Consider the following 22,843-nt stretch of genomic DNA (forward strand, 5'->3'; position numbering starts at 1 on the left):
AGATGAATCATCAGCACAGAACATTTCGCTATACCCAAAAATGGGGGTAGTACGAAAGGAGAACGGAAAATGTCAGATGTGCCAACCTTGGAAAAGCAACTTGTACCACTCGAAGGAAGCGTGAAAGGCGCTGTGATTACTGTGTCGGATCGTTGCAGCAGTGGGGAACGGGAAGATCATTCTGGCCCACTTGCCCGGAAAATGCTGTCCGAGTACGGGATTGATGTTGGGGAAGTGGTGCTAATTCCAGATGGTATTGAACATGTTCAAGCTGCATTGCAGTCTGCACTAGATGCGGGGGCGAGAGTGATTATCACCGTTGGCGGTACCGGAGTAACAACGCGTGATCTGACACCAGAGGCTACTCGGCCCTTCGTTGATCTGGAGTTGCCTGGAATCGCCACTCAAATCTTGATGAAAGGTTTGGAGAAGACGCCATTGGCGGGGCTATCGCGGGGACTTGTTGGGGTGACTGGGCGCGGTGAACAAGCGGCAATAATTGTGAATTCGCCAGGTTCAAAGGGGGGAGTTCGAGACGTTGTCTCAGTTATTGGGCCATTGGTGCCGCATATTTTAGAACAGCTTGTTGGGCATGATGGAAGTGTGCACTTACCGTAATTTACGGATCTATCCCTAGTTCCGTGGAATCAATTCGCTGTATATGTAAGAGCAAGAATCCTGGTGATTGTTGATGTTGCAATGAACATGCAAACAATTTTTGAAAAGCGCAGTTACTGGCATACATTGATTGCTGTAATCATTGGCGTTTGGAGCATTGTTGGTGCTGTAACACTCGTGTTTAGCCAGGATTGGTGGCATCACATCCATGTTTTTACTTTGGGAGTGTTAGCTAACGCCATCATTGCTTACTCCACCCATTTTGCGCAGGTACTCACGCATTCCAAAAAGAAACAATATCGCAGCGCAGTATTGAAAATGGTATTGGTAACCATATCGATCATTATATTATTTGTTTGGGGTATGCAATCACCATGGTCGTCGCAGGTAATTGTGGCGGTAATAGTTATTTTCGGTGTGGCATTGTGGCATTTGGCCAGTCTTTACCGCGTATGGAGTGGAAGCAAACGTTCAGCAAAAGTTCCGGTGTTATCAAACATTGTTGTGTTTTATATGGTGGCGGCTTTGTTTTTGGCAGTTGCCGTGGCGTTGATCATGGCAGGGTATTTGTTGCAATGGAATATGAGCCTCGTTGTTGCAGCGCATTCGCGTGTAGCGTTATGGGGTTTTGCGTGGACAACTATCTTTGGGACGAGTATCACGATGATACCGATGCTCACAAGAACCCGATACTCCACCACTGCACAGCAACAATCTCTACGAGCGCTGGGTGTTCATAGCGGAATGCTCGTAATCAGTGTTCTAGTTATGCTCCTATCTGAAAGCCGTTTGGCAGGTATAGGATTCTTGTTTGTTGCTGTGGCTGGGACGTTTGTTATGGGTCCTGTACTACTGGCTGCGGTGCGTGCACCTAATCAGGCTGATTGGGATACCGCTAGCGTCGGCGCATGTACTGCAATTATTTGGATTCTTGGTTTGGTGTTTGTTGATGCGATTGCGTTGATATGTGGGGTTGCGCCGCGGGTGAGTTTTCATAATATTCTTCCGGCTTTGCTTGGAGTGGGTGTTATGCAGCTCATTTTTTCCGTATTGCTATTTTTATTGCCAGCAATGATTGGGCGTGGTCCCAGTGCAGTTCGGCTTGGGCGCGGCATTTCGGAATATGGTGGCCCCGCGCGACTGGTCATTTTGAATTATGGCGGCATATTGACGCTTATTTCTTTGCTGAACCCATTGGCGTTGTTTCCGGGAATGTTATTGATGGCGCTTGGGCTGTTTGGACATATTGCCGTTTTAATTATCGCGGCATGTAAGCAATTTACTGTGACAAGAAAGCATACGTAGTAATGATGAAACAGTCAGAGCAAGATACTGTTCAATGGTGGACTCAATGGTCCTTGATCGGTATGACAATCGCTACGGTCATTACTATTCTGGTCATTGTTTTGAACCCGCTCAATATTCCCTTGGACACTTCGGCGCAGTTTTCCGATAATGAAAATTCAATGCAAGAAATATCAGTTGATATCAATGGGTTTACATATACCCCGAATGCTATTGAGGTTCCTAATGGAACACGCCTCGTGGTAACACTAAATAATCATTCCAATATGGAGCACGATTTGCAGATTGGAAATGCGAATTCTGGTTTTGTGTCTCCTGGAAAAACAATTCGATTTGATGCTGGCGTGATACAAGAGAATACTGAAGGCTATTGTACTGTCGCGGGGCACAGAGAACTTGGAATGGTGTTGGACATTCGTGTTTCAGATAGTTCCGAGCAAGGTCATACGCATAGAGATTTTCAGACGGATACCTCGGAAGCACAACTAGTTCCTTCGATGGCGCAACGGATGGCAGATCCAGGCGCAGATTTTACAGCGTTTGATCCAGTCCTTGCCGAAGCACCGACGGAAACTGTTCATAAAGTTCGCCTTGAAGTGTCAGAAGAAGTCCGTGAAGTAGCGCCTGGACATAGACAAAAACAGTGGTTGTTTAATGGTCAAAGTCCAGCACCAACGCTCCGTGGGCGAGTTGGTGACACCTTTGAAATCACATTGGTGAATAACGGCACCATGCCGCATTCATTGGATTTCCACGCCGGTGAAGTAAGCCCTGACGAAGTGATGCGAGACGTTGCGCCTGGTGAAGAACTGGTGTACCGGTTTAAAGCTCGCCGTGCTGGAATTTGGATGTACCACTGCGCGACTATGCCGATGAGTGTGCACATTGCTAATGGTATGGCTGGGGCGTTGATTATTGATCCGGCTGATCTTGATCACGTGGATCATGAGTTCATTCTCAATGGTACGGAAGTATTTTTGGGTGATGAAAACGTCGGGGTACATCCCAAACAGGTATTTGCAGGCAAATATGACCTCGCGGCGTTCAACGGTTACCCCGACCAGTATGTGCACCGTCCACTGCGCGTTCGCAGAGGTGAACGTATTCGGTTCTGGATTATGAATATCGGCCCTGATCAACCATTGAGTTTTCATGTGGTCGGTGGTTTGTTTGACACCGTGTTTACCGAAGGAAACTATTCTGTGCGCCGTGGATTGGCAGAGGGGACGGGGGCGCAGGTGCTGCCATTGTTACCAGCACAAGGAGGGTTTGTTGAAATGGTGTTTGATGAACCAGGAACTTATACATTTGTTAATCATGCGATGACTCGCACCGAACTCGGTCAAATGGGGATCGTCCAAGTTAGTTAGATAGTTTGTGCCATAATTTCAGTGATTCCGGAGTGTCGTAATCCTGTTCGTCTCCGGTTCCAGGCACAGTGGTCACAGTCCGAGCTGCCTGAATGAGGTGCTTCGCAGGCGTATTTGCGGCATCGGGAAGCGTGCGTAATGCCTCGAATAACGCAGCTTTATCCCATAATGCACATAACGGCTCGAGGAACCCGTCTTGATTAGAAACCGCCGCGACGTCGGCTGTGGTTAGTGCATGCAGCAGACGTGGGAGCAGCTTGGTCGAGGCAGGGGCGTCCACGGCGATAACGAACACTCGACGTGCGGGTGATGTGCGAAGGATGTTGGCTCCTGCGGCAATACCAGCCACTGGGCCACCAAACATTGGTCTCTCACAGGTACGAAGAATATCGTGAGGCAATGGATATACATGGGGCGTGACTACCACGATTGTTGCGATTCCACAGTAGGTACGTAGGCCGTTGATAACGTGATCGATAAAACGTGCGCCACCAATACTTAGCTGCGCTTTGTCTTTGCCGCCCATCCTTGAACTGCGGCCACCGGCAAGGATGATGACATCAACGGTTGGCGCAGAGTAAATCATGCGTTGGTGTTTCGTGTCCATGTTCCGGAACGGCCACCTGACTTGTGTGTAATCCAGCAATGCTGAATATATGCGCTGCGGTCAACGCCTTTCACCATATCAATGACAGTCAGCGCAGCGACAGTCACAGCAGTCAGCGCTTCCATTTCCACGCCCGTGCGATCGGCTGTTCGTACTGTGCTTTCAATAGTGAGGTGGTCCGCATGAAGATCGATCGATATTTCACAACCATGGACGCCGATTGTGTGCGCCAATGGGAGGAGATCGGGTACTCGTTTTGCGGCTTGTATTCCAGCGATTCGGGCCACAGCCAATACGTCGCCTTTGGGCACCGTACCATCCTGTAATGCTTTCATTATTGTGGTCGAGCATACGATTTCGGCTTGGGCAGAGGCACTCCGTACCGTGGTGGATTTGTTCGTAATATCCACCATGTGGGCGTCGCCTTGAGTATTAAGGTGCGTGAGTTTCATGCGAGGATCCTAAACAAGAAGTACTCGAACGGGCTGACCAATGGAAATGTTATCGGTCGCGTGTTCTACATAGACCAAGCCGTTGACGCCAGCGAGTGAGGCGACAAAATGGCTACCTAAACCGTTTCGGTGTGAACTCCGAACATGCGGTTCGGGATTGTAGCTTACGATCGCAGGGATAAAACGATCTCGTTTGCCATTCGCTCGAAATTCACAGTCAGCAATGGCGGTGAGCTGTGGACGTTGGTGAAACGGAAGTGGAGTTTGCCCGCTCAGTGCTTGTATCAGTGGAAGGGCAAACAGGTGAAATGACACAAACACACTTACCGGATTACCTGGCAGGCAGAGGATTGGGATGCCATTGATCGTCCCTGCACCCTGTGGTTTACCTGGTTGTACCGCAACCCCGCTAAACCACACATCATCAGCTAACACTTCTTTGACAATATCGAACGCGCCAGCGGAAATTCCCCCGGTAGTCAGAATTAAGTCCACATTGTGCGCGGCGTCGATTGTTGCACGAAACTCTGCTGCATTGTCGCCACTTGTGGGTAAAATTTCTACCTCTGCGCCGTGAGTTTCACACAGTGCGGCGAGCATCGGGCTATTCGAGTTGGGAATTTGGCGTTCCAGCTCGTCGCCGGTAGCAAGTATCGCCACGCGTACTGGCCGGTGGATTGGTATTTCGGTATTGCCGGTAGATATTAGTGAGGCCATGGTCGCGGCGTCGATACGCGTACCTCGGGGCGTGGTGAGTTCGCCAACATGTGTATCTTCCCCGCGTGTGCGGATGTGATCGCCAGCCTTGGGGGCGGTAAAGATCGTGACTGTGTTAGGCAGCGGATTGGGGCCGCGTGGAATATCGGTATGTTCGACCGGTACTACGGCGAGGCCCGCGTGCTCAGGTACGGGTGCGCCCGTCATAATGCGGAGTGCTCCACCGGAGGGTACTGTTGCCACTTCTGCCCCTGCCGGAACATCACCACTTACTGGAAATGTCCAGGGGCCAGTGCCTTGGCAGTCGTTAGCGTAAACAAGAAAACCATCCATAGCGGAGTTGTTAAAGGGCGGTACGGCTATTTTCGCATGTGCATTTGCAGCTAGTGTGTGGCCAAGTGATTGAGTAGTTTGCAAGGTAGTGATCGGTGTAGTTTTAGTGGCGAGATTAATTATCGCGGCATAATGATCAGAAAAACTCCGGAGCATTGATGGTTCACTTTCGATTATTGTGTGCTGAGTCATTGGAGTGAGAGGCTGGGAACACATGAATTATGGTTGCATAACAAAGGATCCGATTATCGTTGCGGAACTGTTGGCTAAAGTCGCCGATGATCGGGCGGGTGCGATCGCCACATTTGATGGGAGGGTGCGAAATCACGATAGTGGTCAAGGAGTGACGAGCTTGGAGTACAGTGCGCACCCAGCAGCCCAACGTATTGTGCAAGAAATTGCGGATGCTGTGCAACATAAATATCAATTACATGGTGTGGCAATTGTCCACCGTATAGGACATTTGAACATTGGCGAAACGGCTCTTGCTGTGGCTGTAAGTAGCTCGCATCGGCAGGAATCTTTTGCTGCAATTGCAGAAGCAGTCGATGAAGTGAAACAGCAATTGCCGGTGTGGAAAAAGCAGTATTTTTCAGATGGAACATTTACATGGAGTAATTCTGCTTAACCGCCAGCAAACGGTGGCAAAATATCAAGGGTGCGAGCGTTGCTAATATCAAGGTTTTTAGTGCGCATATCATCAATAAACACTGTGCATCGTGAACGTATTTTTGCAACTTGCGGGTATGTTGTGTCGATGATCTGCAGTGCATCGTCCAAGGTGCCGCTATCAGGAACTTCGATTGTAGATTCCCGAGTCCCTGCGGCATCTGCAGCGGCAGCGAAAAAACGAACTGTCAATAAGCGCATGAGCTTTAACCTCCAATGGCAGACATGGTGCGTTTTGGTTGCAGAAAGCCTGGGTCGTTGATCCCGTGGCCAGCTGGTTTATTCCACATTGTGATCGACCACGCTTGAGCTATTTCGGCATCCGAAGCGCCTGACCGCAATAACGATTTCAAGTCCGTTTCGGAGTGGCTGAATAGGCAGGATCGAATCATGCCGTCGGAGGTCAATCGAGTTCGGTCGCAATTCCCGCAGAACGGTTGCGTTACTGCCGCAATGACACCGATGGTTCCGTTGAGTTTGGGGTCATTGGTGCTCGTGGCATGCCAAAGTTCGGCGGGTGCAGAAGTGTCGGCTGTTTCCATCGGTGACATTTTGAATCGTTTCGATAACACTTGGAGGATATCTGTTGCGGTCACCATTGTGGCAGGGTCCCAGGTTTCGCGGGGGCCAAGTGGCATGTGCTCAATAAAGCGAAGCTCTAGGTTATTGCGAAGGCAGAATTCTGTCAGCGGCACGATATCTTGTTCATTTACACCTGGCATTACCACAGTGTTGATTTTGATCGGTGTTAGTTGAAATTGTTGTGCTGCCGCAATGCCGGCTAACACATCAGAGATACGATTTCGTCTGGTAATGCGGGTGTAGCGTTCTGGATCCAAAGAATCTAGGGAGATATTCACCCGATCAAGGCCTGCATCCGCGAGTTGAGGGGCGTGTCGGGCCAAACTTACGCCATTGGTGGTAATAGCCGTTGAAATTTTAGAACCGTCTGTGGCTCGTAAGGCGGCCGTGTGTTTAATGATTTCCGCAAGGTTTTTTCGCAACAGCGGTTCGCCCCCGGTAAACCTCACTTTTCGAATTCCTAGTTGCGTGACACTTATTTTGATGAGGCGCAGTAATTCGGTGACTGTTAAGTGTTCGGGTGTGGGAATCCAAGGTAATCCTTCGGCTGGCATGCAATAGGTGCAGCGGAGATTGCAGCGATCGGTCAGTGATACGCGTAGATCTTGCGCGACTCGTCCGTAGCGATCTCGAAGTCCTCCCGGAGTTGCAGTTTCGGTCGCGCTGGGCTGGGGCGCAGACGAGATACTCACATGTTCAGGCTACGTGAAACTGAGGATTTTATCCAGAAAAATTCGTGGAAAATATCGGTAAGTAATTCGAAACCTGATAATCATGTTCTACTGGTGATCGTTGCAACCGTGTTTTGGTTTCCGCTGGGCATTATTGCCGCGATACAAGCAGTGGAGGTGGATAAACATTGAAAGGCGGGGCGGCATGCAGATGCGGCGGAGTGTGTGGTAGAGGGACGCTATTTTTCGCCCGGTCCTTTGAGCTTTATTACGCGGAAGTCGCCGTTGGCTAGATGTTTACGCAGGTCCTTTTTGTCAAACTTGTCCACAGAGGTTTTATCAATGGATTCCACAAAGGTCCAATATTCTGGCAACATCCAGGCGGGGAGTTTTTCACGCAAGGTATCACGGAGCATTTCCGCGGTATCGCGATTTGCTGGCACTCCTTGGTGGAGGACAGTAACTGAAAGTGGGCGTTCGCCCCATTTATCGTCGGGGAATCCAATAACTGCTGCTTCAACTACCTGTTCGGCTTCCATAACAAGATTTTCAAGTTGCACAGAGTAAATCCACTCGCCGCCAGAGCGGATAACGTCTTTGGCGCGGTCTTCGATGGTTAAAAATCCATCCTTGGTAATGGATCCAACATCGCCGGTGCGCAACCATCCGTCTGCAGTGAATTTATCCGGGGCGTCGTCAACGTCTTTGCCTCTGAATATGTGTGCGGTGCCACCGTTGTGTTCAGCGGGTGATTGGTAGTAGGAAGCGGTGACCCAATTACCGCGTACTTGAATTTCTCCCTGGTTACGATCGGTTCCAGTAACATTTTCTCCGTCGCTCACTACGCGGTATTCAATGGATGCGGGGAAGCGCCCTTGGCTGATTCGATAATTCCAACGAGCCTCACCGCTAACACCGGATGGAGGCCGCGCCACAGTGCCAATCGGAGAGGTTTCGGTCATGCCCCAAATATGGATGACATCCACGCCGTAGCGTTCTTCCCAAAGTTTGATCAGGATTGGTGGGGCAGGGGAGCCGCCGACAAAGATTTCGATAAGACTCATGCGTTCCGGCGGATTACTTAAATAATGCACCATTAATGAGATCCATAATGTGGGCACACCATTAGCTACTCTTGGATGTGATTGCGCAATTATTGTCGCTAGTGATGCTGGGGAAAGGTCTCGTCCAGGGAAGACCAGCGGTGTGCCTGACATAAACGCCGCAATCGGTATGCCCCAACTTAATACGTGGTAGATGGGCACACAGCAAAGGAATGGTTCACCATGTGTAATTGCAAATGAGTCGGTGGTGCGCAGGCTCATTGAATGCAGATAAATAGAGCGGTGTGAGTAGGCAACACCTTTTGGTGCACCGGTTGTTCCAGTGGAGTATACGATGGCCGCCGCGGAGTTTTCGGGAAGTTCTGCCCACGGATAATTGGTCGAACGGCCGTCGATAAGCGCCTCATAGGAATAACCTTTTACCGTGGCGGGAAGGGAATCGATGGCGGAGCTGAGATCCCCAATGCCGGTAAAAATAACTGCACGGACGGTAGGGCATTCAGAAATAATTCGGGAGAGTTGTTGTGCTAGTCCTGGATCGGCGACAATGACCTCGTCTTCGGCGTGATTAATTATGTGCCGAATTTGGTCTTCCATGAGCTGTTTATTTACTGGGTTAAATACTGCGCCCATGCAAGTAACGGCGAATAGTGTTTCCAGGTGCTCTGCACAGTTATACATAAAGCTAGCTACACGCTGATCCCCGGTGATTCCGAGTTCGTCCCGCAATGCGAATGCAAGTGCGCTTGCGCGGGCGCCGATTTCGGCGAATGTCGTGGTTTCTGCACCATCTACCCCCCATGTAGTGACGGTCGTTTCGCCGTGGACGCTGGCCCCATAACGCAAAATGCGCGTTATAGACAGTGGCAGGTCGTTCATCGTGCTGAGCATGAAGACTACTTTAGCGCCCAATTAGCAATGTAGCGGGCTTTATAGGGTACACTGTTGTTGAACCGACAGGTCGCCCGTTCAAGGGGAGGTTGCGGCGCTGTATACATGCCCGTTTTCGTCATTATTTTCCCGTCTGAATGGGGCCTAATGTCCGTCGGGTTCCGTACCTACTCAATGATGAGTTTTGTGTACGTCCACCAAGATTGGCCCTTGTAGAAGAGGATTTTTTGGGGCTAACTGAATTCCACAGACGCACATCGGTTATTTGAAGTGCCGGATTGTGCTACGAAAGGACATCTGTGACCGATACGGACACCACCGCTAACCTGGCTGCTCTTCGGCTGCCTGAACTGCGCAGGATGGCGCAGTCTTTGGGGATCCGGGGAATCTCAACGATGCGTAAGGGCGCATTGATTGAAGCTATCCAGGCTGGGGGAGCCGCACCAGCGAAGGCTGTTGATACGAAACCTGAAAACGTTGAAGCTGAGGTAGCAACGGAGGTGATTGCTGTACCGACGCGCCGTCGTCGGCGAGTAACCACTGAAGTCAAGGCGGATTCTGAGCCTGCTGCGCCAGCGCTTATCGACGCCCCAGCGGCTGAAGAACCCCAAAAAGTCACTGTGACTGCTGAGGAGCGCGAAGCGGAAGCACGTGAGGCAAAAGCTGAAGAGCGGCATGAGTCTCGCTCTCAGGCGCGCCGGGCTCGCCGGAATCGTGCTCGCTTAAATCAACGCGAACGTGAGCGTCGCGAGCGGGAAACGCAACGTGACCAAAATGTTTCTGAAGAAACCACGGTTGTTGCAGAACACCCTGAAGCTACTGAACAGGAACGTTATTTAGAGCGCTCGGAAAGCTCCGAGCGTGCCGAGCAAACTACTGACCGTCCCGACCGTCAGGACCGCCAAGAGCGTTCGGACCGCGGTGATCGTGCTGAACGGGGCGAACGTCAGGACCGCTATGGCCGTGACGACGATCGCCAAGACCGTTATGGTCGTGATGATGATCGCCGGAATCGTCGTAATCGCCGTGACCGTGGGCGCAATCGTCGTGACCGTGAACCCTATGAGGAGTTGCGCGAAGACGATGTCTTACAACAAATCGCCGGCATTGTAGAGGTTCTGGAAAACGGCAATGCATTTGTGCGCACCAGTGGCTATCAAGCCGCCGCAGCTGATGTGTATGTAAGTTCGCAAATGATTCGCCGTTTTGGGCTTCGCCGTGGCGATGCCATTATTGGCCAAATTAAGGTTGGGGGACCACAGCAGGTACACGGTACTGGACGCAACCGACAAAAATACAATGTGTTGCAGCGCGTCGACCAAATTAATGGCCTTTCTGTTGAAGACGCCCGCCACCGCCCAGAGTTCGCCAAGCTGACACCGCTATATCCAAATCAGCGCCTGCGCCTGGAAACAGATCCCAAGATCTTAACCACGCGTGTGATTGACCTTATTATGCCTATTGGTAAAGGTCAGCGTGCGCTGATTGTGTCGCCACCAAAGGCCGGTAAGACCACCATTTTGCAGAATGTGGCCAATGCCATTGCAACAAATAACCCTGAGTGTTACCTCATGGTTGTCTTGGTGGATGAACGCCCTGAAGAAGTGACCGATATGCAGCGCAATGTCAAGGGCGAAGTTATTGCTTCTACCTTTGACCGCCCACCGAGTGAACACACTGCCGTGGCCGAATTGGCTATTGAACGTGCAAAGCGGTTAGTGGAACAAGGCCAAGACGTTGTTGTTTTGCTCGATTCCATTACTCGCTTAGGGCGCGCCTACAATAACAGCTCCCCTGCGTCCGGCCGCATCTTGTCTGGTGGTGTGGATTCCAATGCACTGTACCCACCAAAGCGTTTCTTGGGTGCTGCACGCAATATTGAAAATGGCGGATCGCTCACCATTATTGCTACTGCAATGGTGGAAACGGGTTCCGCTGGCGATACTGTGATCTTTGAAGAGTTTAAGGGCACAGGCAATGCGGAATTAAAGCTTGACCGCAAGATTTCCGAACGTCGTGTCTTCCCAGCCGTTGATGTCAACCCATCTGGTACTCGAAAAGATGAGCTGTTGCTGGCTCCTGAGGAAGCCCGCATTATGCATAAGTTGCGCCGGATTCTCTCCGCATTGGATAATCAGCAAGCTATCGATTTGCTTATTAAGCAACTCAAGAAAACCAAATCAAATGGTGAGTTCTTAATGCAGGTAGCTTCTTCTGCACCAATGGCTGGAGTTACGGAGGAGGACTTCTCCTAATGGCAAACCAGGTTTCCGCTGTAGACGATATTCTTGCCGAATATCACGGCTTGGAGGCTCAACTCAGTGACCCTGAGTTGCATAATGATGCTGCTCGCGCCCGAAAAGTAGGCAAGCGGTATTCAGAGTTGCAGCCGATTATTAAGGTTCATTCGGAGTTAACTCAGGTGCGGGAAGACCTGGTTGATGCCCGGGAAATGGCCCATGAGGACCATGATTTCATAGCCGAAGTCGAGCAGCTTGCGGCAAAAGAAGTGGAATTGGAAGAACAGCTCGCTGATCTCCTTGCTCCACGTGATCCGCACGATGCCGATGATATTGTTATGGAAATTAAGTCTGGTGCGGGCGGTGAAGAAGCCGCACTCTTTGCTGGCGAGTTAGCTCGTATGTACCAGCGTTATGCCGAGAAAAACGGATTCAGCATTGAGATCCTTGGGCTTTCCGAATCTGATTTGGGTGGCGTTAAGGATATGACCATGTCGATCCGGTCTAAGCAACCATCCCGTGATGGTGCCTGGAGCGTCTTTAAATTCGAAGGCGGTGTACACCGCGTACAACGCGTACCCGTGACCGAATCTCAAGGCCGTATTCAAACTTCGGCAGCCGGTGTGTTGGTATACCCAGAACCTGATGAAGTTGGCGCGGTAGAGATCGACGATAAAGATATTCGTGTAGATGTTTACCGTGCATCCGGCAAAGGCGGACAAGGCGTAAACACCACAGACTCCGCAGTGCGTATTACTCACTTGCCCACAGGTATTATTGTGACCTGCCAAAAAGAGCGCTCGCAGATCCAGAACAAGGCTCGTGCGATGCAAGTGCTTGCTGCTCGATTGCAATTGCTTGCTGAAGAAGCGGCAGAAGCCGAAGCCGCCGAGGGGCGAGCTGCACAGATTCGTACACTCGATCGCTCCGAGCGGATCCGTACATACAATTGGCCAGAGAATCGGATTAGTGATCACCGTATTGGATATAAATCCAATAATTTGGATACCGTACTGAATGGCGAATTAGGTGATCTCTTTACCGCTTTGCAAGCCGCCGATCGCGCTGCCCGCTTGGAAGCTGAGTGATTTCGTTAACGCAGCAGATTTCCAAGGCCGCCGCCACCTTAGCTCAGGCTGGGGTGGCGTCGCCTATTGTCGACGCCCGCTTGCTTGCTGCTCACTTTCTTGGCTGCTCGCCAATGGAGTTGCTGTTTAAAGAAGGGGAATTACCTCAAGAATTCTGGCATGCTGTTTTCCGTAGGGCACAACGTGAACCACTCCAATATATTCTTGGTTCTGCACCATTTGGAGTCCTTGATCTAGCTGTTGGTCCTGGAGTATTTATTCCACGCCCAGAAACCGAACTCCTTGCACTGTGGGCAGTTGAAGCGATTCGCGGCGTCGAAAAACCGATGGTCATAGATCTATGCACAGGAAGTGGTGCATTGGCATTAAGCATTGCCATTGAGCGGCCAGATGCCAAAATTTTTGCCGTTGAGCTTTCGCCAGATGCCTATACTTGGGCGGCGCGCAATATTGCTACATATGCTTCTGAGGTTAGACTGTTCGCCGGTGATGCCACCAATCCAGAGTTACTTGCGGAATATTCAGGAATGGTCAATCTCGTAGTAAGTAATCCTCCGTATGTTCCACTCGATGCTGCGGTGGATATGGAGACTCGTCATGATCCCGCTATGGCTGTTTTCGGTGGGGAGGATGGAATGTCAATTATTTCCCCAATGATCGAAAACATTTTCCGATTGTTGCGCCCCGGCGGAGCCACTGGAATTGAGCATGATGACTCTACTGGTGTGAAAGTTTTGCAGGCGTTTCAATCCCACGGTGGCTTTGAAAATATTACCCAGCACCAAGACCTTGCTGGGCGTGATCGTTTTGTTACGGCGAGTAAGCTGTAGAACCAAGAGCAAATCATCAGGAGATAAAACGTGAGCCGAATGTATAACTGCGCCGACGCTGAATCCCGCGAATTAGGGCTCAAGGCGGCAGTCAATGCGGTGAAAGGTGGTCGCCTTGTAGTGCTGCCAACCGACACCCTTTACGGATTAGGTTGTGATGCCTTTGATAATGACGCCGTGGCAAAACTCCTGCTGACAAAACAACGCGGACCAGATATGCCGGTGCCGGTACTCGTTGGCAGTTGGGACACAATTCAAGGGTTGGTGCGAGACTATACGCCGCAAGCAAAAGCTTTAGTAGAAGCATTTTGGCCAGGAGGATTATCGATCGTGGTGCCGCAAGCCCCGAGCTTGCCTTGGAACCTCGGTGATACTCGAGGCACAGTTATGCTCCGTATGCCGCTGCACCCTGTGGCTATCGAACTTCTTCGCGAAACTGGTCCAATGGCAGTATCGAGTGCAAATATCTCTGGACAACCCCCGGCAACCACTGCGCAAGATGCCAAAAATCAATTAGGGGCGGGTGCATCCGTCTATCTCGATGGGGGAGAATGCCCCGTTGGTCTAGCCTCCAGCATTGTCGATCTGTCCGATCAGGGCCCAAAGCTACTGCGCGAAGGGGCCATACCTGCGGAACGTATTGCTGAAGTCCTCAATATTGAAGTGGATGTGTTGCGCTGATATGGGTGTTGCTGGTGTGCCATTGCGGGAACTCGGTCTAGTGCTGCTTGCCGCAGCGACCGTAACATACCTTTCAACCGGACTTATCCGGCATTGGGTAACGCGAAGTGGACAGATGGCCGCTATCCGTGACCGTGATGTGCACACTCAACCAAAGCCGCGGCTTGGCGGGGCAGCAATGTTTTTGGGCTTTACATGCGCGGTATGGCTCGCCCACCAACTCCCAGCACTTACCCGCGGATTTAAACCAATCACGCCAGAAATGGACGCCGTGATGTGGGCTGCGATTGTGATTGTACTTGTGGGCGTTGTGGATGACCTGCTGGAAATCGACGCTCTGACCAAGCTTATTGGGCAGGTGCTTGGTGCCGTAGTGATGAGCCTAGTCGGGCTTTCATGGACGCTGTTGTATGTGCCCTTTGGAGATGGAACTACCGTAGTATTAGATCAAGTCCAGGCTACAATCTTGACAACGATATTTACGGTCATGCTGATTAATGCCATGAACTTTGTTGATGGTTTGGACGGACTCGCAGCTGGTCTTGGCATGATTGCAGGATTGGCAATCCTGGTCTTTTCACTCACGGTATTACATGACCAAGGGGGTACGGTATCAGCGTATCCGCCTGCGATTATTGCTGCGGCACTTGTAGGAATGTGCCTTGGCTTTTTACCTCATAATTTCGAGCCATCAAGAATTTTTATGGGGGATTCTGGCTCGATGCTTATCGGCTTATTGTTGGCGGCGGCATCAACATCGGCTTCGGGAAAAATCAATATGAGCCTCTATGGTACCGCCGATATTATCGCCGTTATGTCGCCATTTATTGTGGTTGTTGCCGCAATCTTTGTACCGGTGCTTGACCTCGTAATGGCGGTTGTACGCCGAGTTTCAAAAGGACGTTCGCCTTTTAGTGCGGATAAAATGCACCTACATCACAGGTTATTAGAACTAGGCCATACTCACCGTCGCGTAGTTTTAGTGCTTTACACCTGGGTTTCTGTTGTGGCATTCGGTGCGGTGGCATTTACTGTTTTCCCAGCGCCATACGCTCTTATCGGTGTGGGGGTTGGCCTGATTGTTGCGCTTGCCCTCACTGCGCGGCCGGTGTTGGATTCGCGGCGTCGAAAAGCGGAAGCAACCCAACCCCGACAAATTTCGCACGCACGGTAGAATGCCCAGTTGTGAATGCAACACCTTCAGAATACGACGACCCGCGCCGCCCACTCTTGCGAGCACTTAGGTTTGGAACTTATGCGCTGGTGGTCATTAGTGTGGTTTCATTGGCACTTTGGGGGTGGATTGCGGACCTAGCAGGTGTTTGGGGTGTGCTTATTGGGGCCGCAATTGGTGGCGGTTTTATGCTGCTGACAGTTCTCAGCGTATTAGTAACATCGAATACCTCTGCCACAACAACCGGCGCCGTGGTGCTCGGAGGGTGGCTAGCAAAAGTAGTGTTGTTGATTATCGTTCTGTATCTAATTCAGGACCTTGGGTTTTATCATAAATGGGCACTCTTGAGTACAACGTTGTTGGCTTTAGTTGCAGTGCTTGCAAGTGAGGTTTGGGGCGTAATTACTGCAAAAGTAACGTACGTGCAGCCCGAAAACGTTAGCTAAAGACTACCCCCGACTTGGGCATGTGGCTTGTTGTGTGACATACCTTACAAAAATTAATTTGCGCAGCTCAGGGCACTTACATGAAGTGCTATACAAAGGGGTAGCCGTTACCCCCCTCCATACTTCGGAAAAACCCAAACTCACCTGTTATTCTATCGAGCGGGCACCAGTGCCTAGCTAAGACACAAATTTATGAAACCTGTGAAAATAGCTTGGCGCTTTCCCCAGTGGCCGCTGCGATGATGTGCGACGGAGTCCGTGGCGGTCCAGGTAGTTTTTCAGACGTCCATCGCACCGTATGGGGAAACCTATGCGGCCCGAACACGGGAGAGAACGCTGAGCGTTACAACACTGTCCATGCGGGGTGAATTCCACTCACCCTCCCTGGAACACGAATTTTTCCCGGATGCCTTGTGGTTCGCAGACGTTGCGAACGGCTGGTTCACTATCGACCGTCTGATGTTCGTCCGCCTTCTAATGGCGGTTCTCGTGGCGCTATTCTTCGTGGTGGCAATGCGGAGCCCTAAATTGGTTCCTTCTGGCCTCCAGAACGTCGCGGAGATCGCTCTTGATTTTGTCCGAGTGCATATTGCTGAAGAGATTCTAGGTAAGAAAGAAGGCCGCCGCTTTTTGCCGGTTTTGGTCACAATGTTCTTCCTAGTGTTTGCAATGAACTTGCCCTCGGTCATTCCGGGACTCAATGTGTCGCCTAATGCTCGCGTGGGTATGCCACTAGCATTGGCGGTTTTGGGCTACTTGACATTCATTTACGCAGGTACCAAGCGTTACGGCTTTTTCAAGTATGTGAAGTCTTCAGTGGTGATCCCGAATCTTCCACCGGCACTCCACTTGCTGGTGGTACCGCTCGAGTTTTTCTCGACGTTCATTATGCGACCGGCCACTCTGACACTTCGTCTTATGGCCAATATGCTCGCCGGCCACATCATCCTCGTGCTGTTGTTCTCTGCAACGAACTTCTTCTTCTGGCAGTTGAACGGCTGGACAGCACTCTCTGGTGTGACCATCATTGCCGCGATTGCGTTTACGCTTTTCGAACTTCTGGTCATTTTCCTGCAGGCATATATTTTCGCTCTGCTTTCGGCCGTGTATATCGAATTGTCGCTGCACGCTGACGAACACTGACCCAGCCCGCTTATTGCGGACCACAGTCAACCACAAATCCACACCAAAATATTTCGCCTAATTTCTCGAAAATGGGAATGGGCAGCTAGAAAGGGAACGACACTCTCATGAATGAAGTCATCCTCGCTCAGGACGCCGCTGGTATCTCCGGCTCCATCGACACCATCGGTTACGGCCTTGCAACCATTGGCCCAGGCCTCGGTATCGGTATCCTCGTCGGCAAGGCACTTGAGGGTATGGCTCGCCAGCCCGAAATGGCCGGCCAGTTGCGTACCACCATGTTCCTGGGTATCGCTTTCGTTGAGGCTCTTGCCCTCATCGGTCTGGTCGCCGGCTTCATCCTCTAATTCACTTAAGACAACGAAAGCTGGAGACTCATGACGAACGTCATTAACTACCTTGCGGCAGGAGACGCGGAAACTCTTCCTCTTGAAGAGCCAATTAACCCGCTTCTGCCCGCCACGTACGACCTCGTCTGGTCCATCATTCCGCTCATCGTCGTCGGCATCCTCTTCTGGAAGGTTGTCCTTCCGAAGTTCCAGGAAGTCCTTACTGAGCGTGAGGACCGGATTAAGGGTGGCATTCAGCGAGCTGAAGCTGCACAGGCAGAAGCCAAAGCAGCATTAGAGAAGTACAATGCTCAGCTTGCTGAAGCACGCGCCGAGGCTGCACAGATCCGCGAAGAAGCCCGTGATAAGGGCAAGCAGATCATCGAAGAGATGAAGGCCCAGGCCACCGAAGAAAGCAACCGCATCATCGAAGCCGGTGAAAAGCAGCTTGCCGCCCAGCGCGAGCAGGTCGTTGCAGAGCTGCGCCGCGAGATGGGGCAGAACTCGATCAATCTGGCAGAGCGACTGCTCGGGGAACAGCTCTCCGATAATGTGAAGCGCTCCGGCACGATCGATTCCTTCCTGTCCGACCTCGACACCGTGGACAACGCAGGAAAGTGAGCGACATGCACGCAGCGAGCCGCGAAGCACTAGCGAACGCAAAGCAACACCTAGACACACTACTGTCAGGAAGCACCAATGCAGTCGCAGTCGCCGCACAGACTGGTACCGAACTGTTCGACGTCGTCGAAGTCCTCGACGGTGACCGCGGCCTGCGTGTCGCGGTGGCTGACTCCTCAGCCACCCCCGAGCAGCGCTCTGGCCTGGTGACGGCAGTCTTTGGAACGAAGGTTACACAAGTGACCCTCGATGCCCTGACATTTGCCGCGGCCCAGGTCTGGTCCACCCCGCGTGAACTGCGCACCGGCCTGGTGGAGTTGGGACGCCGCGCCCTCCTCCGAGCAGCCGAGCAGCAGAACCAGCTGGCACAAGTGGAAGATGAACTTTTCCGACTCGGCCGGATTTTGGACGACAAAAAGCAACTCACTCAGATGCTTGGGGACCGCAATGCGACCCCCGCCGCGAAACGCGAGCTACTGGCCAAAGTGCTGTATGGCAAAGTCAGTTCAATCACTGAAGCCCTAGCCTTGCAGGTCATTGGTCGTCCAGACAGTAACCCCATTGATGATATGGCACATCTTTCCTCCCTGGCTGCTGGCCTCGAAGGAAAAACTGTTGCACATGTGGTGAGTGCTGTACAGCTGGATAAGGCGCAGGAACAGGCACTGGTTGAAAAACTGGGCCGTATTTATGGTCGAAAGATGAGCATCCACGCTGAGGTCGATCCCAGCCTCCTCGGTGGAATGGTCGTCCGAGTCGGCGATGAGGTAATTGACGGCAGCACCTCGGGCAAGCTCGAGCGGTTGCGCGCCAACCTTGTCTAAGGCACGACTGATATCACTAGACAATAATTGCTGGAAGAAACAACCGAGAGCAGGAAGAACATGGCGGAGCTGACGATCTCCTCCGATGAGATCCGTAGCGCGATTGCAAACTACACCTCGAGCTACTCCCCGGAGGCCTCCCGCGAGGAGGTCGGCCTGGTCATTTCGGCAGCTGACGGTATCGCCCAAGTTTCGGGCCTCCCGTCGGTCATGGCGAATGAGCTCCTCGAGTTCCCCAATGGCGTCATTGGCGTCGCGCAAAACCTGGACACCGACAAGGTTGGTGTTGTGGTTCTGGGTAACTACGAGACTCTAAAAGAGGGCGACGAAGTCAAGCGGACAGGCGACGTACTGTCCATCCCGGTCGGAGATGCATTCCTCGGCCGCGTAATTAACCCCCTAGGCCAACCAATTGACGGCCTTGGAGCTATTGAAAAAGAAGAAGACCGCGTATTGGAATTGCAGGCACCATCCGTACTGCAACGCCAGCCAGTGGGCGAGCCGATGCAAACCGGCATTAAGGCTATCGACGCCATGACCCCCATCGGCCGCGGTCAGCGCCAGCTGATCATTGGTGACCGCAAAACCGGTAAAACCGCGGTTTGCTTGGACACCATTTTGAACCAGAAGGCAAACTGGGAGTCTGGCGACTCGACCAAGCAGGTACGTTGTATCTATGTAGCAATTGGTCAAAAGGGCTCCACTATTGCAGCGGTACGTCGTACCCTTGAAGAACACGGCGCCCTGGAATACACCACCATTGTGGCTGCTCCAGCATCCGATTCCGCTGGCTTTAAGTGGCTTGCACCATTCGCAGGTGCTGCACTTGGCCAGCACTGGATGTACCAGGGCAAGCACGTTTTGGTCATCTATGATGACTTGACCAAGCAAGCTGAAGCTTATCGTGCGATCTCCCTCTTGCTACGCCGCCCACCAGGCCGTGAAGCATACCCAGGTGACGTTTTCTACCTGCACTCCCGCTTGCTGGAACGTGCCGCAAAGCTTTCCGATGACATGGGCGCTGGCTCCATGACAGCACTGCCGATCATTGAGACCAAGGCAAATGACGTCTCCGCCTTTATTCCTACCAACGTAATTTCTATTACTGACGGCCAGGTATTCCTCGAATCCGACCTGTTTAACCAGGGTGTTCGTCCCGCAATTAACGTAGGTGTTTCCGTTTCTCGTGTGGGTGGTGCCGCTCAGACCAAGGGCATGAAGAAAGTGTCTGGCTCCTTGCGTCTTGACCTCGCCGCTTACCGTGACCTTGAAGCCTTCGCGGCATTCGCATCTGACCTGGATCCCGCATCCAAGGCACAGCTGCAGCGCGGCCAGCGACTTGTGGAATTGTTGAAGCAACCAGAAAACAGCCCAATGGCAGTGGAAGACCAAATGGTCTCCATTTGGCTTGCTGGCGAAGGTGAATTCGACACCGTTCCCGTCGAAGACATTCGTCGTTTCGAAGCTGAGCTTCATGAGTACCTCCACGCAAACGCAGCTGGAGTGTACGAGCAAATCGCTGGTGGTGCAGCATTCTCCGAGGATTCTCAGGAAGCCTTACTAGCTGCCACCAATGACTTCAAGCACTCCTTCCAGACCACGGACGGTACGCCAGTAATCAACGAGCCAGAAGTGGATCCGTTGAAAGAAGGCGAGCTAAAGAAGGCCCAAATTACGGTTTCTCGTAAGACCGCCAAAAAGTAGGGCAGTGTGAATAACACTATGACCGTCCAAGGAAAAGAAGGGAGGCGATGATTCATGGCAAGTCTTCGCGAGTTGCGTAACCGAATTAAATCGGTCAATTCAACAAAGAAGATCACCAAGGCCCAAGAACTGATCGCCACCTCGCGAATCACCAAGGCCCAGGCGCGGGTCGAGGCCTCGCTTCCATACGCCAATGAAATCCACGATGTGATTGAACGTTTGGCGTCTGCAAGCTCCCTCGATCACCCAATGCTTCGGGAGCGTGAAAACGCTAACCGCGCCGCAATCCTGGTGGTCTCAAGCGACCGTGGTATGGCTGGTGGATACAATTACAACGTCTTCAAGAAAACAACCGAGCTAAAAAATCTCCTTGAGGAAAAAGGCTATGAGGTTGTTATCTATGTAGCTGGAAATAAGGGAGTTGGTTACTACAAGTTCCGCGGTGAAGACATCGTTGGACAATGGACCGGCTTCTCCCAAGACCCCGGTTACCGTGAGACGCATAATTTGCGCCGCCACTTGATTGATGCCTTTATTGCAGGCTCTGCTGGTACTGCAAAGTACCGTGAAGGCCTCAATGTCGAAGAAGGTGAGTCGGTTCAAGGCTTCGATCAACTGCACGTTGTGTACACCGAGTTTGAGTCCATGCTGACCCAGACCGCACGTGCACACCAGCTCCTGCCCATCGAGCCAATTATTGAGCTTGATGAAATGGAATTGGGCGACGGCATTCTCGACGATAAAGGTGAAGTATCTCCGGACTACGAGTTCGAACCAGATGCAGATACCTTGCTCGCCGCACTGCTGCCGCAATACGTGTCCCGTAGCCTGTACGCAATGCTTCTTGAGGCAGCTGCCTCTGAATCAGCATCGCGCCGAAATGCAATGAAGTCTGCTACTGACAATGCAACCGCACTGGTGAAAGATCTTTCACGTGTGGCTAACCAGGCTCGCCAGGCACAGATCACCCAGGAAATCACAGAGATCGTCGGTGGCGCCGGAGCGCTCGCCGAAAGCGGAGAAAGTGACTAGATTATGACTACAGCTCTCAATGAGCAGAACGCACAGCAGGCGGTAGGCGCCGGCCGTGTCGTGCGTGTCATTGGTCCGGTCGTCGACGTGGAATTCCCGCGCGGCGAGCTGCCGGCCCTTTTTAACGCACTGACTGTCGAGGTCACCCTCGAAGCAGTCGCCAAGACCATTACCCTTGAAGTTGCCCAGCACCTCGGCGATAACCTCGTACGCGCCATTTCGATGGCGCCTACCGATGGTCTTGTTCGTGGCGCTCAAGTTATCGACTCTGGCCAGCCGATTTCCGTTCCTGTCGGCGACGTCGTAAAGGGCCACGTATTTAACGCTTTGGGTGACTGCCTTGACCAGCCTGGTCTGGGCCGTGACGGTGAGCAGTGGGGAATCCACCGCGATCCGCCACCATTCGATCAACTCGAAGGTAAAACCGAAATCCTTGAAACGGGTATTAAGGTCATTGATTTGCTCACCCCATACGTAAAGGGTGGCAAGATTGGTTTGTTCGGTGGCGCTGGTGTGGGCAAAACCGTTCTTATCCAGGAAATGATTACCCGTATTGCACGCGAATTCTCCGGCACATCGGTGTTCGCTGGTGTTGGTGAGCGTACTCGTGAAGGTACTGACCTCTTCCTGGAAATGGAAGAAATGGGTGTGCTTCAAGATACCGCTCTAGTATTCGGCCAGATGGACGAGCCACCAGGAGTTCGTATGCGCGTCGCACTGTCTGGCTTGACCATGGCGGAGTACTTCCGTGATGTTCAGCACCAGGACGTGCTGCTCTTCATTGACAATATCTTCCGTTTTACCCAGGCAGGTTCCGAAGTATCAACCCTTCTCGGCCGTATGCCGTCAGCTGTGGGTTACCAGCCAACCCTGGCCGATGAGATGGGTATCCTGCAGGAGCGTATTACCTCGACCAAGGGTAAGTCCATTACGTCGCTGCAAGCAGTGTACGTCCCTGCAGACGACTACACCGACCCTGCACCGGCTACGACGTTCGCGCACCTGGACGCTACCACTGAGCTTGACCGTGGTATCGCCTCCAAGGGTATTTACCCTGCTGTGAACCCATTAACCTCTACCTCTCGTATTCTCGAGCCAGGTATTGTTGGCGAGCGTCACTACAATGTTGCACAGCGTGTGATCCATATCCTTCAGAAGAACAAAGAACTTCAAGACATTATCGCCATCCTCGGTATGGATGAATTGTCTGAAGAGGACAAGATCACTGTTCAGCGTGCACGTCGCTTGGAGCGCTTCCTGGGCCAAAACTTCTTCGTTGCTGAAAAGTTCACCGGTATTCCAGGTTCTTATGTTCCTTTGGAGCACACCATCGAAGCCTTTGAGCGCATCTGCAATGGCGACTTTGACCACTACCCAGAACAGGCATTCAATGGTCTGGGTGGCTTGGACGATGTTGAGGCTGCCTATAAGAAGATGACCGGAAAGTAAAGG

23 protein-coding genes are annotated in these 22,843 nt (G+C 52.0%); 17 read left to right on the top strand and 6 right to left on the bottom strand.

All coding sequences use genetic code 11. The annotated features are described in order from the left end of the window. Positions 1-69: 69 nt before the first annotated feature. From CFREI_RS05120 to CFREI_RS05130, 3 genes are all read left to right on the top strand, one after another. Complete coding sequence (locus CFREI_RS05120; RefSeq protein WP_027013301.1) at positions 70-618, top strand: MogA/MoaB family molybdenum cofactor biosynthesis protein; 549 nt, start codon at positions 70-72, stop codon at positions 616-618. 87 nt (positions 619-705) lie between these two features. Further along, positions 706-1,923, top strand: a complete 1,218-nt coding sequence (locus tag CFREI_RS05125) for a hypothetical protein (protein WP_156907800.1) — start codon at positions 706-708, stop codon at positions 1,921-1,923. Between the two features lie 2 nt (positions 1,924-1,925). Further along, complete coding sequence (locus CFREI_RS05130; protein WP_027013299.1) at positions 1,926-3,293, top strand: multicopper oxidase domain-containing protein; 1,368 nt, start codon at positions 1,926-1,928, stop codon at positions 3,291-3,293. Here CFREI_RS05130 and mobA read toward each other — a convergent pair. From mobA to CFREI_RS05145, 3 genes are read right to left on the bottom strand one after another with little or no spacing between them, the layout of a single operon-like run. Further along, complete coding sequence (gene mobA, locus CFREI_RS05135; RefSeq protein WP_240483234.1) at positions 3,286-3,900, bottom strand: molybdenum cofactor guanylyltransferase; 615 nt, start codon at positions 3,898-3,900, stop codon at positions 3,286-3,288. The two genes, CFREI_RS05130 and mobA, sit on opposite strands and share 8 nt — an antisense overlap. Next, the gene (moaC, locus tag CFREI_RS05140) at positions 3,876-4,352 is read right to left on the bottom strand and encodes a cyclic pyranopterin monophosphate synthase MoaC (protein WP_027013297.1); all 477 of its coding nucleotides are present in this window, start codon (positions 4,350-4,352) and stop codon (positions 3,876-3,878) included. Before moaC ends, mobA begins: the two co-directional genes overlap by 25 nt. 9 nt (positions 4,353-4,361) lie before the next feature. Continuing rightward, positions 4,362-5,618, bottom strand: coding sequence for a molybdopterin molybdotransferase MoeA (locus CFREI_RS05145; protein WP_290246131.1), 1,257 nt, complete (start codon positions 5,616-5,618; stop codon positions 4,362-4,364). Between CFREI_RS05145 and CFREI_RS05150 the strand changes: the two genes are divergently transcribed. After that, the gene (locus CFREI_RS05150) at positions 5,617-6,030 is read left to right on the top strand and encodes a molybdenum cofactor biosynthesis protein MoaE (protein ID WP_027013296.1); all 414 of its coding nucleotides are present in this window, start codon (positions 5,617-5,619) and stop codon (positions 6,028-6,030) included. The genes CFREI_RS05145 and CFREI_RS05150 overlap by 2 nt on opposite strands. On the opposite strand, the gene CFREI_RS05155 is transcribed toward CFREI_RS05150, so the two are convergent. The 3 genes from CFREI_RS05155 to CFREI_RS05165 form a co-directional block, all read right to left on the bottom strand. Then, a complete protein-coding gene (locus CFREI_RS05155) occupies positions 6,027-6,272 on the bottom strand; it encodes a MoaD/ThiS family protein (RefSeq protein ID WP_027013295.1) in 246 nt (81 codons plus the stop codon). The genes CFREI_RS05150 and CFREI_RS05155 overlap by 4 nt on opposite strands. Before the next feature lie 5 nt (positions 6,273-6,277). Further along, complete coding sequence (gene moaA, locus CFREI_RS05160) at positions 6,278-7,345, bottom strand: GTP 3',8-cyclase MoaA (protein ID WP_084170825.1); 1,068 nt, start codon at positions 7,343-7,345, stop codon at positions 6,278-6,280. A 218-nt stretch (positions 7,346-7,563) separates the two neighbouring features. Continuing rightward, positions 7,564-9,279 carry a long-chain fatty-acid--CoA ligase gene (locus CFREI_RS05165; RefSeq protein WP_027013293.1) on the bottom strand — a complete coding sequence of 572 codons (1,716 nt, stop codon included), beginning with the start codon at positions 9,277-9,279 and terminating at the stop codon, positions 7,564-7,566. A gap of 299 nt (positions 9,280-9,578) precedes the next feature. Between CFREI_RS05165 and rho the strand changes: the two genes are divergently transcribed. From rho to atpD, 13 genes are all read left to right on the top strand, one after another. Continuing rightward, positions 9,579-11,534 carry a transcription termination factor Rho gene (gene rho / locus CFREI_RS05170; RefSeq protein WP_027013292.1) on the top strand — a complete coding sequence of 652 codons (1,956 nt, stop codon included), beginning with the start codon at positions 9,579-9,581 and terminating at the stop codon, positions 11,532-11,534. Continuing rightward, entirely contained in the window at positions 11,534-12,607 is a 1,074-nt protein-coding gene (gene prfA / locus CFREI_RS05175; protein WP_027013291.1) for a peptide chain release factor 1, read from the top strand. The genes rho and prfA overlap by 1 nt, the downstream gene beginning before the upstream one ends. Further along, positions 12,604-13,437, top strand: a complete 834-nt coding sequence (prmC, locus tag CFREI_RS05180; RefSeq protein WP_027013290.1) for a peptide chain release factor N(5)-glutamine methyltransferase — start codon at positions 12,604-12,606, stop codon at positions 13,435-13,437. The genes prfA and prmC overlap by 4 nt, the downstream gene beginning before the upstream one ends. A gap of 30 nt (positions 13,438-13,467) precedes the next feature. Further along, positions 13,468-14,118 carry an L-threonylcarbamoyladenylate synthase gene (locus CFREI_RS05185; RefSeq protein WP_027013289.1) on the top strand — a complete coding sequence of 217 codons (651 nt, stop codon included), beginning with the start codon at positions 13,468-13,470 and terminating at the stop codon, positions 14,116-14,118. Next, positions 14,105-15,292 (top strand): MraY family glycosyltransferase, encoded by a 1,188-nt coding sequence (locus tag CFREI_RS05190; protein WP_240483232.1) that lies wholly within the window; start codon positions 14,105-14,107, stop codon positions 15,290-15,292. Before CFREI_RS05185 ends, CFREI_RS05190 begins: the two co-directional genes overlap by 14 nt. An 11-nt stretch (positions 15,293-15,303) precedes the next feature. Continuing rightward, positions 15,304-15,738, top strand: a complete 435-nt coding sequence (locus CFREI_RS05195; RefSeq protein WP_027013287.1) for a Cg1360 family ATP-synthase-associated protein — start codon at positions 15,304-15,306, stop codon at positions 15,736-15,738. Positions 15,739-16,095: 357 nt separating this feature from the next. Next, positions 16,096-16,881, top strand: coding sequence for a F0F1 ATP synthase subunit A (gene atpB, locus CFREI_RS05200; protein ID WP_027013286.1), 786 nt, complete (start codon positions 16,096-16,098; stop codon positions 16,879-16,881). A 107-nt stretch (positions 16,882-16,988) separates the two neighbouring features. Further along, the gene (locus tag CFREI_RS05205; protein ID WP_027013285.1) at positions 16,989-17,228 is read left to right on the top strand and encodes an ATP synthase F0 subunit C; all 240 of its coding nucleotides are present in this window, start codon (positions 16,989-16,991) and stop codon (positions 17,226-17,228) included. A 30-nt stretch (positions 17,229-17,258) separates the two neighbouring features. Continuing rightward, complete coding sequence (locus tag CFREI_RS05210) at positions 17,259-17,831, top strand: F0F1 ATP synthase subunit B (RefSeq protein ID WP_027013284.1); 573 nt, start codon at positions 17,259-17,261, stop codon at positions 17,829-17,831. Between the two features lie 5 nt (positions 17,832-17,836). After that, entirely contained in the window at positions 17,837-18,655 is an 819-nt protein-coding gene (locus CFREI_RS05215; RefSeq protein WP_027013283.1) for a F0F1 ATP synthase subunit delta, read from the top strand. Between the two features lie 60 nt (positions 18,656-18,715). Continuing rightward, positions 18,716-20,359 carry a F0F1 ATP synthase subunit alpha gene (gene atpA, locus CFREI_RS05220; RefSeq protein ID WP_027013282.1) on the top strand — a complete coding sequence of 548 codons (1,644 nt, stop codon included), beginning with the start codon at positions 18,716-18,718 and terminating at the stop codon, positions 20,357-20,359. A 54-nt stretch (positions 20,360-20,413) separates the two neighbouring features. Then, positions 20,414-21,391: a F0F1 ATP synthase subunit gamma gene (locus tag CFREI_RS05225; RefSeq protein ID WP_027013281.1), complete on the top strand. Its 978-nt coding sequence runs from the start codon at positions 20,414-20,416 to the stop codon at positions 21,389-21,391. Between the two features lie 3 nt (positions 21,392-21,394). After that, entirely contained in the window at positions 21,395-22,840 is a 1,446-nt protein-coding gene (atpD, locus tag CFREI_RS05230) for a F0F1 ATP synthase subunit beta (protein ID WP_027013280.1), read from the top strand. Positions 22,841-22,843: the final 3 nt, after the last annotated feature.

The organism is Corynebacterium freiburgense (genome assembly GCF_030408815.1).
Classification (GTDB): domain Bacteria; phylum Actinomycetota; class Actinomycetes; order Mycobacteriales; family Mycobacteriaceae; genus Corynebacterium; species Corynebacterium freiburgense.

Coding starts and splice junctions, on each gene's coding strand:
- CFREI_RS05120 (WP_027013301.1), top strand. CDS start 70: ATGTCAGATGTGCCAACCTTGGAAAAGCAACTTGTACCACTCGAAGGA.
- CFREI_RS05125 (WP_156907800.1), top strand. CDS start 706: ATGCAAACAATTTTTGAAAAGCGCAGTTACTGGCATACATTGATTGCT.
- CFREI_RS05130 (WP_027013299.1), top strand. CDS start 1,926: ATGATGAAACAGTCAGAGCAAGATACTGTTCAATGGTGGACTCAATGG.
- mobA (WP_240483234.1), bottom strand. CDS start 3,900: ATGGACACGAAACACCAACGCATGATTTACTCTGCGCCAACCGTTGAT.
- moaC (WP_027013297.1), bottom strand. CDS start 4,352: ATGAAACTCACGCACCTTAATACTCAAGGCGACGCCCACATGGTGGAT.
- CFREI_RS05150 (WP_027013296.1), top strand. CDS start 5,617: ATGAATTATGGTTGCATAACAAAGGATCCGATTATCGTTGCGGAACTG.
- CFREI_RS05145 (WP_290246131.1), bottom strand. CDS start 5,618: ATGTGTTCCCAGCCTCTCACTCCAATGACTCAGCACACAATAATCGAA.
- CFREI_RS05155 (WP_027013295.1), bottom strand. CDS start 6,272: ATGCGCTTATTGACAGTTCGTTTTTTCGCTGCCGCTGCAGATGCCGCA.
- CFREI_RS05165 (WP_027013293.1), bottom strand. CDS start 9,279: ATGCTCAGCACGATGAACGACCTGCCACTGTCTATAACGCGCATTTTG.
- prfA (WP_027013291.1), top strand. CDS start 11,534: ATGGCAAACCAGGTTTCCGCTGTAGACGATATTCTTGCCGAATATCAC.
- CFREI_RS05190 (WP_240483232.1), top strand. CDS start 14,105: ATGTGTTGCGCTGATATGGGTGTTGCTGGTGTGCCATTGCGGGAACTC.
- atpB (WP_027013286.1), top strand. CDS start 16,096: ATGCGGGGTGAATTCCACTCACCCTCCCTGGAACACGAATTTTTCCCG.
- CFREI_RS05205 (WP_027013285.1), top strand. CDS start 16,989: ATGAATGAAGTCATCCTCGCTCAGGACGCCGCTGGTATCTCCGGCTCC.
- CFREI_RS05210 (WP_027013284.1), top strand. CDS start 17,259: ATGACGAACGTCATTAACTACCTTGCGGCAGGAGACGCGGAAACTCTT.
- CFREI_RS05215 (WP_027013283.1), top strand. CDS start 17,837: ATGCACGCAGCGAGCCGCGAAGCACTAGCGAACGCAAAGCAACACCTA.
- atpA (WP_027013282.1), top strand. CDS start 18,716: ATGGCGGAGCTGACGATCTCCTCCGATGAGATCCGTAGCGCGATTGCA.
- CFREI_RS05225 (WP_027013281.1), top strand. CDS start 20,414: ATGGCAAGTCTTCGCGAGTTGCGTAACCGAATTAAATCGGTCAATTCA.
- atpD (WP_027013280.1), top strand. CDS start 21,395: ATGACTACAGCTCTCAATGAGCAGAACGCACAGCAGGCGGTAGGCGCC.